Origin of the sequence: Peredibacter starrii (genome assembly GCF_034259205.1) — a bacterium.
Classification (GTDB): domain Bacteria; phylum Bdellovibrionota; class Bacteriovoracia; order Bacteriovoracales; family Bacteriovoracaceae; genus Peredibacter; species Peredibacter starrii.
On the sequence record NZ_CP139487.1, the window covers coordinates 330805 to 348577 of the forward strand.

The 17773-nt window shown below is 43.1% G+C and carries 15 protein-coding genes and 1 pseudogene; all 16 read left to right on the forward strand.

All coding sequences use genetic code 11. The annotated features are described in order from the left end of the window. The first annotated feature begins 11 nt into the window (after positions 1-11). On the forward strand, positions 12-449 hold the full coding sequence (locus tag SOO65_RS01780) for a TraR/DksA family transcriptional regulator (RefSeq protein WP_321395985.1): 438 nt from the start codon (positions 12-14) through the stop codon (positions 447-449). A 12-nt stretch (positions 450-461) separates the two neighbouring features. After that, positions 462-1310, forward strand: coding sequence for an S-methyl-5'-thioadenosine phosphorylase (mtnP, locus tag SOO65_RS01785; RefSeq protein WP_321395988.1), 849 nt, complete (start codon positions 462-464; stop codon positions 1308-1310). Beyond that, positions 1307-2284: a 16S rRNA (cytosine(1402)-N(4))-methyltransferase RsmH gene (rsmH, locus tag SOO65_RS01790; RefSeq protein WP_321395991.1), complete on the forward strand. Its 978-nt coding sequence runs from the start codon at positions 1307-1309 to the stop codon at positions 2282-2284. Before mtnP ends, rsmH begins: the two co-directional genes overlap by 4 nt. Beyond that, complete coding sequence (locus SOO65_RS01795; protein ID WP_321395994.1) at positions 2250-2561, forward strand: hypothetical protein; 312 nt, start codon at positions 2250-2252, stop codon at positions 2559-2561. The genes rsmH and SOO65_RS01795 overlap by 35 nt, the downstream gene beginning before the upstream one ends. Positions 2562-2569: 8 nt before the next feature. Continuing rightward, complete coding sequence (locus SOO65_RS01800) at positions 2570-4492, forward strand: penicillin-binding protein (RefSeq protein WP_321395997.1); 1923 nt, start codon at positions 2570-2572, stop codon at positions 4490-4492. Then, the gene (locus tag SOO65_RS01805) at positions 4482-5843 is read left to right on the forward strand and encodes a Mur ligase family protein (protein ID WP_321396000.1); all 1362 of its coding nucleotides are present in this window, start codon (positions 4482-4484) and stop codon (positions 5841-5843) included. The genes SOO65_RS01800 and SOO65_RS01805 overlap by 11 nt, the downstream gene beginning before the upstream one ends. Then, on the forward strand, positions 5840-7240 hold the full coding sequence (locus SOO65_RS01810) for a UDP-N-acetylmuramoyl-tripeptide--D-alanyl-D-alanine ligase (RefSeq protein WP_321396003.1): 1401 nt from the start codon (positions 5840-5842) through the stop codon (positions 7238-7240). The genes SOO65_RS01805 and SOO65_RS01810 overlap by 4 nt, the downstream gene beginning before the upstream one ends. A 25-nt stretch (positions 7241-7265) precedes the next feature. After that, entirely contained in the window at positions 7266-8342 is a 1077-nt protein-coding gene (mraY, locus tag SOO65_RS01815; protein ID WP_321396006.1) for a phospho-N-acetylmuramoyl-pentapeptide-transferase, read from the forward strand. 16 nt (positions 8343-8358) lie between these two features. Then, complete coding sequence (murD, locus tag SOO65_RS01820) at positions 8359-9744, forward strand: UDP-N-acetylmuramoyl-L-alanine--D-glutamate ligase (RefSeq protein ID WP_321396009.1); 1386 nt, start codon at positions 8359-8361, stop codon at positions 9742-9744. Between the two features lie 118 nt (positions 9745-9862). Beyond that, entirely contained in the window at positions 9863-11041 is a 1179-nt protein-coding gene (gene ftsW, locus SOO65_RS01825; protein WP_321396012.1) for a putative lipid II flippase FtsW, read from the forward strand. 3 nt (positions 11042-11044) lie between these two features. Then, positions 11045-12100 (forward strand): UDP-N-acetylglucosamine--N-acetylmuramyl-(pentapeptide) pyrophosphoryl-undecaprenol N-acetylglucosamine transferase, encoded by a 1056-nt coding sequence (locus SOO65_RS01830; RefSeq protein WP_321396015.1) that lies wholly within the window; start codon positions 11045-11047, stop codon positions 12098-12100. Next, complete coding sequence (gene murC, locus SOO65_RS01835) at positions 12084-13460, forward strand: UDP-N-acetylmuramate--L-alanine ligase (RefSeq protein WP_321396018.1); 1377 nt, start codon at positions 12084-12086, stop codon at positions 13458-13460. Before SOO65_RS01830 ends, murC begins: the two co-directional genes overlap by 17 nt. After that, a complete protein-coding gene (locus SOO65_RS01840) occupies positions 13457-14356 on the forward strand; it encodes a UDP-N-acetylmuramate dehydrogenase (protein ID WP_321396023.1) in 900 nt (299 codons plus the stop codon). Before murC ends, SOO65_RS01840 begins: the two co-directional genes overlap by 4 nt. A gap of 3 nt (positions 14357-14359) precedes the next feature. After that, the gene (locus SOO65_RS01845) at positions 14360-15112 is read left to right on the forward strand and encodes a hypothetical protein (RefSeq protein ID WP_321396027.1); all 753 of its coding nucleotides are present in this window, start codon (positions 14360-14362) and stop codon (positions 15110-15112) included. A gap of 88 nt (positions 15113-15200) precedes the next feature. Beyond that, positions 15201-16436 (forward strand): cell division protein FtsA, encoded by a 1236-nt coding sequence (gene ftsA, locus SOO65_RS01850; RefSeq protein ID WP_321396030.1) that lies wholly within the window; start codon positions 15201-15203, stop codon positions 16434-16436. Positions 16437-16453: 17 nt separating this feature from the next. Next, positions 16454-17464 (forward strand): annotated as a pseudogene (gene ftsZ, locus SOO65_RS20850) (cell division protein FtsZ); the annotation flags it as partial. Positions 17465-17773: the final 309 nt, after the last annotated feature.

Below are 17773 nucleotides of genomic sequence, written 5' to 3' on the forward strand. Positions count from 1 at the left end.
AGTTTTGTCCCATGGCTGAAAAGATTAAGGCACTAACTAAGAAGCAACTTGAGACGCTTAAAAACAAGCTGCTTGAAGAAAAACAAAGCTTAGTTTTCAATGACAAGAACGGTGCTGCAGAACTTGACCTCGCTTTAACTAATGGCGGGGATGATGTTGAGCAATCGATCTCTGACTACAACAATTCTCACCAACTTCGTTTCAGAAACCGTGAAGTTTTCTACGCGAAGAAAATCGACAAGGCCCTGAAGAAATTCGATACAGATGAATACGGTCTATGTTCAGACTGTGGCTGTTGGATCAAGTTTGAGCGCCTTATGGCCCGTCCAACTGCTGAAATGTGTATCGTATGCAAAGAAGAATCTGAAAGAGATGAATCTAACAGCTTCATTGGCAGACAGTCTAAATCTCTGGGTAAAGTCGTAGACCTTACCGGGATGATGGCATAATCGGAGAAATTTATGGCCGATATTAAAGTTGCAATCATTGGCGGAAGTGGCATCTATAAACTGGATGCCATCAAAGTTAAGAACCAAGTTAAAGTAACAACTCCATTTGGTTCTCCAAGTGCCGATATCATGGAGTGTGAAGTTGATGGAAATTCATTCTATTTTCTTCCACGTCACGGACACGGTCACCACTTCACTCCAAGTGAAGTAAACTACCGCGCGAATATTTTTGCTCTGAAAAAACTCGGTGTTAATACAATCGTAAGTATTTCGGCAGTGGGTTCTCTTCAAGAAGAGTACGCTCCTAAGCACTTTGTACTGGTTGATCAATTCATCGACTGGACCAAAGGTCTTCGTAAGCGCACGTTCTTTGATGAAGGAATCGTGGGCCACGTTTCAACTGCTAACCCGGTTGAACTATCTCTTCAAAAGCGTCTTTATGATGCTTGTCAGAGAGCAGGCGTGACTTCTCACCTTGGTGGATCTTATATCTGTATCGAAGGTCCTCAGTTCTCAACTCGTGCGGAGTCAAAAATTTATCGTGGGTTCGGAGCTGCAGTAATCGGTATGACTAACGTACCAGAAGCGTTTCTTGCAAAAGAAGCGGGCATGGCCTACTCGACAGTTGCGATGGTGACTGATTACGACTGCTGGAAAGAAGAGCACTGTACAGTTCAGGAAATCATGGACGTGATGAAGTCTAACTACATCTCGGCCCAGAAGTTTGTTAAAGAAGCGATTCCTGATCTGGTAAAAAATCCAGTGAAGTTTGTTCCTGAAAATGAATACGCGGTCATGACAGATGCTTCTCTTCATAAACCACATCACAAAGAAATTCTTGAGGTCGTTTTAAAAAAATGAGCGAATACCTCGCCCACTACTCAGTTATGTTAAAAGAATGCCTTGATGCTTTGGAACTTGGTTCTAAAGCATCAGGCTCACTTATTTTCGCCGATCTCACGTTTGGGGCCGGTGGACATACCTTCGCGCTGTCGGACCATGTAAGTGGTTCTACGGTTTATTCAACTGACCAGGATCCGGACGCCTTAAAAAATGGTGAAGATAATATTCGTCGTAGGGGCAAAGAAGGTAAGGTGAATCTACTTCCGATGAACTTTCAGGAGTTCCCGGAATGGTGTGAAAAGAATCAAATGCACGGTAAGTTCGCCGGGATTTTAATGGATCTTGGAGTGTCTTCTCACCAGTTTGATAAGATGGAACGAGGCTTTAGTTTTCGTGCCGACGCTCCTCTCGATATGCGCATGAACTACGGCGATAACAACATCCCGACTGCCGCTGATTTACTTAATTCTCTCTCTGAAAAAGAGATCGCCGATATCATTTTTAACTATGGGGAAGAGCGCCTTTCACGAAAGATCGCGGCCCGGATCGTGGAGCTCAGACAGAAAGAAAAAATCGCGACCACCGGTCAGATCGAAGACATCTGTTTCCATGCTTACCCGCCAAAAGATCGTCATGGAAAAACTCATCCAGCGACCAGAACTTTTCAGGCCCTGAGAATTGCTGTTAACGAAGAACTTACTGTCTTAGAAAATACCCTACCAAAATTGTTGCCGTTCTTGGCCGAAGGTGGAGTGCTTGCAGTGATCAGCTTCCATTCTTTGGAAGATAGAATTGTGAAACACACTTTCAAAGAAATAGTGGAGAAAGAAGATTTTCCTGCTACAATTTTGACTAAGAAGCCACTCACAGCCACGGAAGAAGAGCTGTCACAGAACTCACGCTCGCGAAGTGCAAAACTTCGCTTATTACAGCGAGAGTCTCAACTAGGGAGGGTTGATGGCACTAAGAAAAAAAGGCAATTTCAAGTTTAACAATCGCTTGTTGGAGTTTCTCTTCAACCCTAAAGCGTTGCCTTTTACTCTTACCTTCACCACTCTAGCAGTCCTCTTCGTTGGTTTTCGTATGAAGGGCATCGAACAGGCCTACCAGTTAAACACTATCGAACAAGACATTCACAAGGCCACAATCAGAAACAAGGAACTAAAAGCTCAGCGCGCGAGCGAGATGTCGGTTCCGAAACTTCGTGAGTTTGCGGTCAAGTATGATTTGAAAGAACCAGGTCCTGAACAGATTATTCTAATTCCTTAAGGCGACCGGTGAAAAACAGAATTTTTTTTAGCTTCATGGTGTTTTGCTTCCTGTTCGCTGTTGTGGGCAGTAAAGCGTTTTATATTCAAGTGGTGAATAAGGCGAAGCTCATTGCTTACGCAAAATCACAGTTCATCCGTGAAGTGAAAGAATACCCGAATCGCGGAAACATCTTGGATCGTAACGGTAACCCGCTGGCGATTAACGTTCACGTGTATAATCTTTTCACGATTCCTAAAAACAAGAACGCTGAATTCTACGAACAACTAAAGCAGCTTTCTAAAATTGTTCCGGAACTTCCTTATCAAAAACTTCGCTCATTGGTTCAAAACCGCAGCCGTTATACATGGCTCGGTCGTAAGATCAGTTTGAATGAAGATCAATTAAAGAAAATCAAAAAGCTTGAAGGCATTTTCACTGAGGCCCACTCTGAGCGCGTTTATCCAAATCGCGAACTTATGGCCCAAGTGATTGGTTACGTAGGTGTTGATAACACTGGTCTTGCTGGTATTGAAAACAGCATGAACGCAGAACTTAAAGGTAAGCCACAGGTCGTGAAGTATATTCGTGATGCTAAGGGCAGACCTATTAAGTATGAAACGAAGGCCTCTGATCTGGTGGCAACTGATATCAATCTATCTATTGATAAAGATATTCAGGGTGCCCTTGAGAGTTACTTAAAAGAAGCGGTTGAACTTCACAAGGCCTACCGTGGTGGGGCCGGGGTGATGGACGCGGAAACAGGCGAGATCCTGGCGATTGCGAACTACCCGACTTTCGATCCCAACAAAGCGGCGACATTCCCACAAGAACATAGAAAACTTGCATTCGTAACTGATCCATTTGAACCAGGCTCAATCTTTAAAACGATAACGATCGCTTCAGTTCTTGAAAATAAAGTGGCCCAACCTGAAACGAAGTTCTTCTGTGAATACGGAAAAATGAGAGTTCAGAACCACTGGATCTCGGAAGCTGAAACACACGAAAAATTTGAGTGGTTAACAGTTTCGGACATCTTAAAATTCAGTTCAAACGTTGGAACGACTAAGCTCGCCTTCGCTCTCAAATATCCTAAACTTCGTGGCACTCTTGATAATCTTCACTTCGCCCAGAAAACCGGGATTGAAATTAAGGGTGAATCAAAAGGTATTTTAAGTTACAAGGCAGCGGACAAAGTTCGCCCTTTGACTTTAAGTAACATCAGTTTCGGTCAAGGTGTGGCGACAACTGGTATCCAGATGCTTCGCGCTTACGCCGCCATCGCTAACGGTGGTTACTTGGTAAAGCCAACGCTTTTAAAAAATGAAGAAAGCCAACTTAAACCAGAAAATCGTGTCTTCTCTGAAACGACTGCCAACGAAGTAGCAAAAATGCTCGTGGGTGTTGTGAATGAAGGTACCGGTGGTGCGGCCAAAATTCCTCACTATGAGATCGCGGGTAAAACCGGAACTGCCCAAAGAGTTTCTCCCACTGGTGGTTACTCTGGATATATCGCAAGCTTCGCCGGCTTCCCGGTCAACGTAAATAAGAAGTTCGTGGTTCTGGCCTACGTGGATCATCCGACTGAGAACGGTTATTACGGAGGTAAAGTAGCGGGCCCGATCTTTAAGAAGATCACTCAGTACATTCTTTATAAGAAAAAAGACTTCGCTCAGTTTGCTAAGTATGACGAGAAATCAAACAAGGTAAATCTCGACGTCGTTCATAACCAACAGGCAGCAACCACAAAATCATTTGCTCCTGGTTATATGCCAAGTTTCATTGGTCTAGATAAGGCAAGTGCCATCAGCCTTGCGGAAGAAAGAAAAATTCCGGTCTCGATGAATGGGTTCGGAGTTGTGACAAAACAATCGATTGCTCCGGGAACAGTGATTGCCGGAAGCGAAGCAAGCCTTCGACTTCAGTTCGAAGCACCAACATATGCTGAATGAGAAAAAGTTAAGTGAAATTTTGGGAGCGGAAATACCCTCTCTCTCAATTAAAGACATTCATTGGAAAACACAGGACTCCACAAAGGAGTCCGTTCTTTTTTATCGCCTCCCTGACGATGAGAAGTCGCAAAAACTATTTCGTGAACGCATTCAGAATTCTCAGTTTGCCTGGTTAGTTATCAACCGTGATCATGAGAGTCGCCCGCTTAACAGCACAATCGTTCCGGAGAGTGAATGGCCAAGAATACAGAAAGCGATTTTGGACATTCTTTATCCAATGCCGAACCTAAAACTCATGGCCCTCACGGGTACCAATGGGAAAACCACTACTACTGATCTCGTTCTTCAGTTGGGAGAACTGTGCGGCAAGAGAGGCATGAGTATTGGAACACTGGGTGTTCGTGAGAATCATAAAGAGATTCTGGATTTTGGACTTACATCTCCTCCTTTCATTGATCTACGAAAATACTTAAATCAATACGGACAAGATAAAGACTTCTGTGTGCTTGAGGCGAGTTCACACGCACTCATGCAAGAGCGTCTTTATGGACTGCAATTTGATATGGCGGGATGGCTTTCCTTTTCACAAGATCATCTGGATTACCATCAGACGATGGAATCTTATTTTGCTGCAAAGGCCCTCTTGTTCAATTACCTGAAGGCCAGTGCCCGTGTTTATGTGCCAGACAATCAAGAACACCTTTTTGAGAAAATCAAAGGTGTAACAAACAAAGTTTTAAAAGCACCGGTTCGTGAAGAGAAACTCCCGCTTTTTTTTAGCACGAGTTTCAATCGCAACAATCTAGAAGTGGCAATTGCCATTGTAGAGCGAACTTTCAATATTAAAGTTCCCGCTCAGTTTGATAAAATTGTGCCTCCAGATGGACGCTTTTTTATTAAGCCTTACAAGTCTAACTATATCGTGGTGGACTTTGCTCATACGCCAGATGCACTTGAGAATATTTGCCGTGGTATTCGTGAATCGTTTCCAACTCATAAACTTAAAGTACTTTTTGGATGCGGTGGTGATCGCGATCGCACCAAGAGACCTTTAATGGGCCGAATTGCGGAATCATTCGGTTCCCATGTTTACGTTACGAGTGACAATCCACGTACTGAAGATCCGAAACAAATCATTCAAGATATTCTTCAAGGTATGTCATCGAAGAATATTACTCAGATAGTGGAGCGTCCCAAAGCTGTGGAAATTGCGTTCTCGGAGTTAACCGAGAATGAAATCCTGCTCCTCGCCGGAAAAGGTCATGAAGACTATATTTTAATTAATGGTGTGAAACACCCTTATAGCGACATCGCTGAAGTGGAAAAGTTTCTCTCAAGGAAGAGTTTATGATTAACCTGAGTCTCCTAAAACGTTGTCCTTCTTTAAAAGGTGAAGTGTTGACTTCGCACACTCATTTGCCTTTTATCACTGATACCAGAAAGTATCATCACCCTTCAGCGTTTGTGGCGATACCAGGTGTAAAAACTAATCCTTTGGATGTTCTGACTGAACTTTTAGGTAAGGGCTGTCCGCTGGTTATTTTCCAGGACGATGCTACCAACCAAGCAAAAGTAAAAGAGCTGCAAAAGCAATTTCCTAAAACTCAATTCGTTCCTTGTACTGATAGCGTGACCTTTCTTCAGGAAGCGACTCACGAACATATTAAAGAGTGGAAATCTAAATCACCAAAGAACACCGTGTTTGCGATCTCTGGTTCTAACGGCAAGACCACACATAAAGAAATGCTGTCTTTCATTCTTAAAACGGTGATGCCAGGAAAGATTGTTGCGACTGAAAAGAACAACAATAATCACTTGGGTGTGCCACTAACACTTTTAAATGTGACTGATGAAACTGAGATGGTAGTTCTGGAATTAGGGAGTAACCATCCGGGCGAAATTAAAGTTCTATGTGATATCGCTGAACCCAATGCAGGTCTAACAACGAATATCGGTGCTACTCACTTAGAGTTTTTTGGAACAGAAGAAAAAGTATTTGAAGAAGAGGCCTATCTTTATCACGCCGTTAAATCTGTGACGAAAGGCTCGGGCTTTTATCTGATCAATATCGATGACAAGTTTTTAAAGAGTCTTGAACCATTTGCTGGTGCAGTTACTTATGGTGAAAGTAGTTCGGCCATGGCCCGTATTTCATATGTCGAAAACGGAGCTGGCATTCACTTCAAAGGTCAGGAGCTGATGGGCTTCAATTCCCACATCACTGGTAAACACAATAAGCTCAACCTCATCACTTGCTTATTTATTGCCACCCATTTTTATCCATCTTTAAAGCAGAAGTTCATTGAAGCGGCCGCGGAATTTCGCCCAACGAAGAACCGCTCTGAGTGGATCCAGTTCGAGGGTCGCTCGGTTTACCTAGATGCTTATAACGCAAACCCTTCCTCAATGAAGGCCGCGCTTCTTGGATTCAAAGATAGTGTCCTTGAGCAAGGCTTTAAGCTTACTGACGCGTGTGTCGTACTTGGTGATATGAACGAATTAGGGGATTCAACTCCCCAGTATCATAGAGAAGTGGGCCAGTATGTGAAGGAACTTGGATTCACCAATGTGTACTTCGTGGGCCGCTTTGCCTCTCATTATGTAAGTGGGGATCCACAAGGTCAGCCAAAGACTTCGAGTGCGGATTTTAAGAGTGAATATCGAGGGGACTGCTTAAAGAAATTCCCAATTCACTTTATTAAAGGGTCACGCTCTTTACAATTGGAGTCACTATTCGATATAACTTAAGTTTATCTTTTTTAAAGGGATAAACATGCTGTATCATTGGCTTTACCCGCTAAGTCAAAACAATCATTTGCTCAACGTTTTTAAGTACATCACCTTCAGATCATTCCTGGCCTTTATTATCGCCACGGTGGTCTCGATTATTTGGGGTAAGCGCTTTATCGCCTACATGAAACTTCGTCAGTTTGGTCAAATCATCCGTGAAGAAGGTCCTGAATCTCATAAAAAGAAAAAAGGAACTCCAACTTTCGGTGGAGTGTTCATCCTTGGTTCGGCAATGATCGCGTGTTTGGTTTGCGGTAACTTTGTTTCGTTCCCGTTTCTGATCGCTTTATTCGTAACGATTTCTTATTTCTTCCTGGGTGGTCTTGATGACTATCTTAAAGTTTTAAAGAAAAACACTAAGGGTGTTAGTGCTCGCCAAAAGCTTGTGTGGCAGTTCTCAACTGCATTGATTGCAACTTTTGTGATGTGGAAGTTTAACGTAACTGATTCTCAGGTTTATCTTCCGTTCGTTAAAGATCCAGTAATGGACATCGGTTGGTTATATGTTCCGTTTGCTGCCTTCGTTATCGTTGGTTCATCAAACGCTCTTAACCTGACTGACGGACTTGATGGTCTGGCAATTGGCCCAACGATCACGTCTGCTGCGACCCTTGGTTTCCTGGCCTACCTTGCTGGTCACATTGAAATGGCCAACTACCTTCTGATTCCTCACGTTCCAGATGTGGGTGAGTTATTGGTTCTGGTATCTGCCATTATCGGAGCGGGTGTTGGTTTCCTTTGGTACAACGCTTATCCGGCAGAGATTTTCATGGGAGATGTGGGTTCACTTTCTCTTGGTGGATGTCTTGGAACAATCGCAGTGCTTACGAAGAACGAATTCCTATTTGTTCTGATTGGTGGAATTTTTGTAATTGAAGCAGTGTCGGTGATTCTTCAGGTTGCCTCATTTAAGACTCGTGGAAAACGAATCTTTAAGATGGCCCCGATTCACCATCACTTTGAACTTATGGGTTGGCCTGAAACTAAGGTAATCGTGAGATTCTGGATCATCAGTCTGGTGTTTGCGATCCTTGCTCTTGCCACACTCAAACTAAGATAATTTTAAGGAGATCGTTATGATGGAAAAATATAAAGGAAAGAAGGTCCTGATCGTAGGTCTTGGTAAAACAGGATTTGCCCTCATCAACCTTTTCACACAACTTGGCTGCGACCTTAAAGTTACAGATATTAAGCCGATCTTCGACTTAAACAAACAAGTGAAGCGTCTTAAAAAGATCAATCCAACTCCGACAATGACTCTGGGCGAGCACAAGGACGAGGACTTCATTGAAGCGGACATCATCGTTTATTCTTCTTCTGTAGATCCTAATCTTCCACAACTTAAAGTTGCTCGTGAGCACGGCCGTCAGGTTTATTCTGACTTCGCATTTGCTTACGAAAACTGCACAAAGCCAATCGTGGCAGTTTGTGGATCTCATGGCCGTACCATCATTTCTCACATGATTGGTTACACACTTAAGCTTGATAGAAAGAACGTATTTGTGGGCGGAACATCTGATGAGCCATTCATCAATTTCCTTTCTCTACAAAACAAAGAAGAAATTGATTACTGCGTGATTGAAGTTTCTCCTCAGCAGCTTCAAACGGTTGAATCATTCAAGCCGGTTCTTGCAGTTTATCCAAACCTTGAAGAGAAGAACCTTCTTGGTCGCTTTAAAACTTCATCTGAATACCTTGATACTGCCCTTAAAGTTGCTCGCAACTTGGGTCCAGAGAATTACTTGGTGGCAAACTTTGATAAGCTTGCTTCAAACTCAGTTCTTCGCTCATCTCAAGCTCAGACTTTCTGGTACTCTCGTAAGTCTTTCGTAACGATGGGTGTGATTTCAGAAATTCAAGGAACCCACTTCCACGATAAGCGTATTCACTCAAACATTCACTTCCACTCTGAATTTAAAGTTACAGATATGAGAATCGTGGGTGTGAATAACCGTGAGAACCTTATGGCGGCGATCACTGCTTGTAAGGCGCTCAAAGTTTCAGACGCTGCTATTCAACAGTGTATCGAGAAGTTCCCTGGTATTCCTCACCGTCTTGAGTTCGTGGTTGAAAAGAACGGCGTTCGTTTCTACAACGATTCTAAATCTGAGACGATGGATGAACTTAAAGTCTCTCTTGAAGCATTTAAAGATCCCGTCATTCTTATCGCTGGTGGTAAAGAAATCGAAGGCATTCCTTTCGATAAATACGCCAACATCATCCGTGAAAAAGTACGCGTACTAGTTCTGGTTGGTGAAGTAAAAGAAAGCATGAACCGTATTCTTGGTGACGTGACTCAAACTTACCTGGTTGGTTCATTCGATGAATCAGTTCTGCTTGCTTATCAGAAGTCTCGTACTGGTGACACAATCCTACTGTGTCCGGGTAACGAATCAACCGATGTGTTCCGTGATTTCGAAGAGAAAGGGAACTATTACAAAAAGCTTATTTTCCAACTCTAATCAATCCATGAGGGAGGCTTCGGCCTCCCTTTTTTTTTGCCCCTATATCAATTCCAGTCTGAATAAGATTGAGTGTCAAAACAACTCAAGATACATTAGTAGTATCAAATCAAATTACATGGACGTAATTTCTATGAGTGAAAATACCAGACTAGAAAAATTAACTAATTACTTTTTAATCAATGTCTTCTTTTTAATACTATTTGGCGTGATCATGGTGTTCTCGGCGAGCTATATGTACGCCACCGAAAACATGGGTTCAAGTTATCACTTCCTATCAAAGCAGTTGATCTACATCGCGCTTGGTTTAGGCGTGGCCTTAGTATTTTCAAAACTCAAAATTCTTTATCTCTATAAACAAGCTTACAAGATCAATGCCTTCTTTGGTTTCTTAGTTACGTTGACTCTTGTTCCAGGTTTATCAGTAGTGATTAAAGGTTCACGTCGTTGGTTGAATCTTGGTTTTATGAATCTTCAACCGGGTGAGTTTTTAAAATATACATTGATGCTGGCGGCGATTCGTTACTTTGAAAACTTCAATGCCTATACACCGAAGCAACGTGCTCTTTATATGGCGGGTTTAGTATATCCGCTTGGAATTTTTATTCTTCAACCCGATTTCGGTACGTTCTTTATTTCGGCCATGATTATTGGTTTCATCGCTTTCCTAAGTTCATTCCCGAGAAAATATTTTTACTCGGCCCTGGTGTTGGGAATGATTGGTGCTTTCGGAATTTTGATCTCAGCTCCTTATCGTGTGAAGCGACTTCTGACTTTCCTTGATCCATGGAAAGATCCACGCGGGAGTGGTTTTCAGGTGATTCAATCCTTCCTTGCCTTTGCCAATGGTGCGTTCTTTGGACAAGGTCTTGGTAACTCGAATGAAAAACTCTTCTATCTTCCTGAGGCCTACAACGACTTTATCTTTTCAGTAGTAGGTGAAGAACTTGGTTTCGTGGGTGTCATTGTCACGATTCTTATGTTCATCAGTTTTATTTTTATCGGATTAAAAATGGCGATCTCACTTAAATCTCGAGTGGGTTCAATCATGGTGGCAACAATTGTTTTCGCCATCGGTTTCCAGGCCTTTCTTAATATGGGCGTAGTACTTGGAGTTCTTCCGACCAAGGGTCTCAATCTTCCATTCATCAGTTATGGTGGATCTTCGATGGTGGCAAATCTTGGTGCCTTGGGTTTAATCTTTGCTTGTATTAAGATTCAACCAGGCGATGCCAAAGACGTTAAAAATAAGGGAAAGCAGTCACCAATTGGTGCTCTAAAAAGTGCTTTCAATTAATCTATGAAACATGCAGTTCTAGTTGCCGGTGGTACCGGTGGTCACATCAATGCGGCCCTCGCAGTTGGTGAAGCTTTAATGAGTGAAGGTTGGGACATTCAGTATCTAACTGGAAAACGCCCGCTGGATTATAAACTCTTTAAGGGACAGAACGTTCGTCACCTGGATTCAAAGCCACTCAGAACTAATAATCCGATTCAGCTTTTCAAAAACGTCATGATGAACCTCATGAGTTTTTTCATTATCTTTGCTTCCTACTTAAAGAATCGTCCGAAATTTATTGTTGGTGCCGGCGGCTACGTGTGCGGCCCAACGCTACTTGCGGGTCACCTTCTTTTTATTCCGGTTTTTATCATTGAGCAGAATGCGGTGATGGGACTTACCAATCGAATTCTGGGTTGGATTTCGACTCGTATTTTTGTTCATTTCACCAAGACTCGCGGTCTTTCAAATACGCTTTCTAAAAAAGTTCGCGTAGTTGGTAATCCTACTCGTAAGGCCATTCAGCCAGTCTCGGCAAAGAAGTTTGATGGCGAACTAAAAGTTTTGGTGTTTGGCGGAAGCTTAGGTGCGACTCAAATTAATAAAGTGATCTTCGATATTCTTAAGCGGCCAAGTGTAAACAGCATGGCGATTCACCATCAGTTGGGTGGTGATCAGAAAGCTCCAGAAATTCAAACGCTGGTTAAATATCAGCCGATGAATTACATCGATAATATGCAGCAGGAATACGAGTGGGCGGACGTGATTATTTCGCGCTCTGGCGCCAGCACTGTCTCAGAACTAGCGATCATTAAGAAGCCTGTTCTCATTTTCCCTTATCCACAAGCTACTGATAATCATCAGGTCTATAATGCTCAGATTTTCAAGGAAGAGGCCGATTTCACCGTCGAGATCCTCGACCCGAAACTCTCTCATGAAGAGTGCGTTAAACGAACACAGGAATTCCTAGTCAAGGCTTCTCGTGAGGAGTTAAAGTACACTAAAACACCGTCACCAGGTAACCATACCTGTGATGAAATTCTGAGAGAGATCAAAACAAATGTTGGGCTGGCTTAAAGCAACGAAACTTCATTTCATTGGCATTGGTGGAATCGGCATGAGCGGTATCGCTGAGGTTCTTTTGGACCTTGGTTATAAAGTGTCTGGTTCTGATCTCAATGCTTCGGCCGTGACTGAGAATCTTCAGAAGAAAGGTGCCGAAATTTTCATTGGCCATAAGGCCTCCAACGTCGAGGGTTCGACCCTGATCGTTTATAGTTCTGCAATTGATACTAAAAACCCGGAAGTCATTCGCGCCACTGAATTAGAAATTCCGATGATCCGTCGAGCAGAGATGCTGGCAGAACTTATGCGTTTAAAGTTTGGTATTGCAGTAGCGGGTTCTCACGGTAAGACGACGACCACTAGTTTGATTGCGACAATTTTTCAGGAAGCAAAACTAGATGCGACTCACATCATCGGCGGAATTGTTCGTAACCTTGGTGGTAACGCCAAGAAAGGTGATGGTCAGTATTTAATCGCTGAAGCGGATGAATCAGATGGTTCATTCCTGCTCTTGAATCCCATCATGGCGGCAGTGACCAATATTGATAACGATCACCTTGATCACTACGGTACTGAAGATAAAATTGTTGATGCTTTCGTGGAATTTGTGAACAGACTTCCTTTTTACGGAAGAGTTGCTCTGAATGCTAACGATGCCACTTCGCTTTCAATTAAGTCGCGAGTAAAGCGTCCGATTATTTGGTACGGAATTGAGTTAGAAAGAGGCGAAGCGGACTACGTGGCAAAGAACGTAGAACTCTCTGCAGGTGGAACTCAGTTTGATCTTTATTTTAAAGGTGAGAAACTGACTCGTATCCAAACCAATCTCATGGGCATGCATAACGTATCTAATACTCTTGCTGCCATCTCGCTTTCTCATGAAGCGGGTCTAGATATTAAAATGATTCAGCAGGGTCTACTGAGTTTCCAGGGCGTTGGTCGTCGTCTGGAAAAGCTCCATGAGAACAAGGAGTTTGTGGTGATTGATGATTACGGACATCACCCGACTGAAGTTCGTGCCACTATATCAACCTTGAGACGTGTAGATCAACGTCCACTCTGTGTGGTGTTTGAACCTCACCGCTATACCCGCACTCAAAACTTCTGGAAAGAGTTCCAGGATTGTTTTGAAGGTTGCGATGAACTTTACCTCGCTCCCATTTATGCTGCCAGTGAAAAGCCGATAGATGGAATTACCTCTGAGGCGATGGCAAAAGAAATGAAGTCCAAAGGTAAGAATGTGACTTTCATTTCATCACTTGATGAGATGAAGGGGATTTTGGAACACAGAAAGAATCAGAACTGCGTATTCGTAACTTTAGGCGCGGGTGCCATTTCTAAAAAGATCCGTGAACTCGTAAAGAACCTATGAGTTTAGAAACAAAAGTCTCGGCCATTCAGGATTGCTCTTATCTTCCGAACTGTGATCTCACAAGTTACACCACGATGAGACTGTCTTCGAAAGGTAACTTGATTGAAGTTCGTTCGATTGAAGGGCTACAGAAACTTTTGCCACTATTAACGGCTGAGAAGCGCGAGTATCTGGTAGTAGGCTGGGGTGCCAATCAAATTCTTCCTGCGATTTGCGACAAGATTATTATTCATTTAGATTTTCCCTTCGATTCAACTTATCTGGAGGTTGCTCGTGACGAGTACATACTTCCGGCATCTCTTGGAATTAATCACCTCACCTCACATGCGGTGAAGTTTGGTCTAAAGGGTTGGGAAGTTTTCACGGGAATTCCTGCATCACTCGGTGGCGCCATCTATATGAATGCGGGAACGAACTTAGGTGAGATCGGAACATTGGTAAAGTCTGTTCAAGTGGTGACTAGAACCGGCGAGCTTCGCGAAGAGATCATTGATAAGACAAGTTTCTCATATCGCCATAACCACTTTTTAAAAGATGGTGAAGTGATTGTAGGGGCAACGTTAGTTCATCTTGGAATGGATTCTACCATTCCTCAAAAGATAAAAGACTATTTGGAATATCGTAAGAAGACTCAACCACTCGCAACTAAGAACTGTGGATGTGTGTTTAAAAATCCTCACAAGGAACTTCAGGCCGGCAGACTCATTGATCTTATGGGACTCAAGGCCCTCACAGTGGGCGGACTACGAGTTAGTCCAAAGCACGCCAACTTTATTGAGAACGGTGGCGCCTCAAATTGGGATCAATTCAAAGACCTGGTGGACACCATCCGTTTTCAAATGGACCACTTCTACGGAATTGAGTTTGAATTGGAAGTAAAAATCCCCTATCATTAATTAATGATCAGATTATTTTTAGTATCAATGGTGATCCTTCTGTCTATTAATGTTCAGGCAACTGTTCCTGACCGTTTTACTCAGAACAATATTAATTACCGGACTTATTTTGGCGAGTGTCCGTCAAAGTCGTCAGGCATGTTGACCTTGATCTTAATGAAGGAATTCGAAAAGACGGGATCACTGAAAAGTGTGAAAGAAAAAATCCTGGATGAAAAACTCGACGAGAAATACTTCCTATCTGATTACCGCATTTCATACAACCCAGTTATTAAAACATTGAAAATTCAACTCGAGTGTCCTGAGCCCCTTGCAAAAGTGCAGGTTTACAAACCAAACGGCGAAGAACATTACTCTGCGATATTAGGCGACAACGCCAAGATGTATGAGCCTCAGTATGAAAATTTGATGAAGGCCGAGAAACGTCTTAATCACAATTTACCACTACTTGCGATCACGACTGAACAACTCGAGGGAAATGCCCCTACTGATCTGGCGATCTTCATTAAGAAAATGGAGCTTGATCTTCGGAAACAAGTTTCAGAAATTATATTGAGCAAAAACAACGATTTAACAATAATCTTTGCTCTTGGTGGAAAGGCCACTAGCGTTTTTATGGGTGCTGATCTTTGGGAAGAAAAACTTACGAAGCTTACTAAGGTTGTAGGATACGTGAGTAAGAACAAACGTTACCCAAGTAGCATCAACCTGGTAAATTCGAAAAAGGTTGTTGTCAAGTTTTCTGACAAAATCTAAACTTTAACAGAGGCGAGAAACGCCTTAATATTTTTAGTCAGAATGAATCTGCCCTCTTCTTCGGAAGAGTTATTGAGAAGGGAATCTCATGAGCACCAAAAGTGTCATTGTCGCTTTAGACATCGGTACGACGAAAGTCTGCACATTGATCGCGCACAAATCAGCCAAAAATTTAGAAATTTTGGGAGTAGGTTCTCATCCAAGTCACGGCCTTAAAAAAGGCTCAGTGGTTAATATTGAAAAAACTGTCGAGAGTATTCGCACTTCAATCGAAGAAGCAAAACTCATGGCAGGGATCGAGGACTTAGAGTCTGCGACTGTTGGTATCGCAGGTAACCACATTTACTGTTTCAATTCTTCGGGTGTGGTTCCAGTTAAGAACAAAGAAATCAATCAATCTGACGTTGATCGTGTAGTAGAAGCTGCCAAAGCAGTTTTGATTCCATCTGATCGCGAAATCCTTCACGTCATTCCACAAGAGTTTAAAGTCGACAATACAGTTGGAATTAAAAACCCAATTGGTATGTGTGGCTCACGTTTAGAAGTAAACGTTCATATCGTTACAGGTAAGACTCCTCTGATCCATAACCTGGTTAAGTGTGTGGAGCAAGCAGGGCTAAATGCTAACGAAGTCATCCTTCAACCTATCGCCTCTTCTCGTTCAGTTCTTTCTAACGAAGAAAAAGAACTAGGGGTAGTTCTCATCGATATCGGTGGTGGAACAACTGACGTAGCGGTGTGGAAAGACGGAAGCCTACTCCATTCTCAAATTATTCCACTTGGTGGAAATCACTTTACCAATGACTTAGCTGTGGCCTTGAAGATCCCTCACAATGAAGCGGAAAGGATCAAATTGGCCCACGGAACGGTCCTAAAAGCCGCCCAATTAAATGAAACTTATCTCACAGTTCAGGGCCTTTCTGGCACCAGACCGCGTGAGGTTTCTTTGAGTTTTATCGCGGAAGTACTTGGAGCTAGGGCAGAAGAGCTCTTTTCAGTGGTACGTGAACTGATCTTGGAAAAGAATTTGCATGGAGAGATCACTGGAGGCTTCGTGCTTACTGGTGGAGGTGCTCTCATTAAGAATCTTCCTGAGCTGGCCGAGTTTATTTTGGAAAAGCCAGTGAAGATGGGTTATCCAACGGCCTTTGGTGGAATGACTACGGCCATGCAACACCCGAAGTTTTCAACTGTACTTGGTCTTCTTCAAGAGTCTAAACATGCTTCAGTAGCTGTGACACGTGAAGAGAAAGTACAAGACGAAACAGATATGTTTGATAAACTAGGTAAGTCTTTAAAAAACGTTTTCAAAGAGATTTTTTAATTCCCGGAGGAATTCATATGTTCGATATCGCCGACAACGAAAACAATACTATCGGTGCCAAGATTAAAGTCATTGGCGTTGGTGGAGGCGGATGTAACGCTGTTAATACCATGATCCGTTCAGGCCTTAATGGGGTTGAATATATCGTTGCTAACACAGACTCTCAGGCCCTTGCGGCTAACCTTGCTGGAACTAAAATCCAACTTGGTGGTAACGTAACTAAAGGTCTGGGCGCAGGCGCGAACCCGGAAGTTGGTCGTAAAGCTGCGATCGAAGATTATGAAAAACTATCTGAAGTTCTTCACGGTGCTGATATGGTTTTCGTAACTGCCGGTATGGGCGGTGGTACAGGAACTGGTGCTGCTCCAGTAATCGCAAAACTTGCTCGCGAAATGGGTGCTCTTACAGTTGGTGTAGTAACGAAGCCTTTCATGTTTGAAGGTAAGAAGCGTTCTCGCCAAGCTGAAGAAGGTATCCGTTCTCTTGAAGAATCAGTTGATTCCCTCATTTGTATTCCTAACCAGCGTCTTCTCCAACTTGCTGGCGAGAATCTATCTCTAGTAGATACTTTCAAAGCTGCTGATGAAGTTCTTCTGAACGCTGTTCAAGGTATTTCAGACCTGATCAATAACACAGGTCTAATCAACGCTGACTTCGCAGACGTTTCAACTGTGATGACTAATAAGGGTCTATCTCTTATGGGTACAGGTATGGCGTCAGGTGCTGAGCGAGCTCTTAAGGCCGCTAAGCAAGCGATCAGCTCTCCTCTACTAGAAGATGTTTCAATCGACGGTGCTACTGGCATTATCATCAACATCACTGGTAACGGAACTCTTACAACACATGAAACTAACCAGGCTGTTACTCTAATCATGGAAGCTGCTGATGAAGATGCAGAAATCATCTTCGGTACAGTGATCGATGAATCAATGGGTGAAAACGTAAAAGTTACTGTGATCGCAACAGGTCTAGTGACTGCTCGTAAAGAAGCTTCAACTAATGGTTATACAACTGCGCGTCCGGCTCCAGTAATGGCCCAGCCAGTGATGGCACAGCCAACTGTTGCTGCTCAACCGGTTATGTCTCAACCAGCTGTTGAAACTTACCAAGCTCCAGTAGCTCCGGCCGCTCCATCAATGAGAGTTGAAACTCCAGCTCCAAGAATGGAAACAAAAGTTGAAGCGGCTCCAATGAGAACTGAAGCTCCAGTTCAGCGCATGGAAGTTCGTCCAGAGCTACCAACTCAAGCGCCAACGATGAACAAAAATACTGATTACGCCGTTAAGTCAGAAATGACTTTTGACTTCGATGAGCCACAAGCAGTTGAAGCGGCTCCA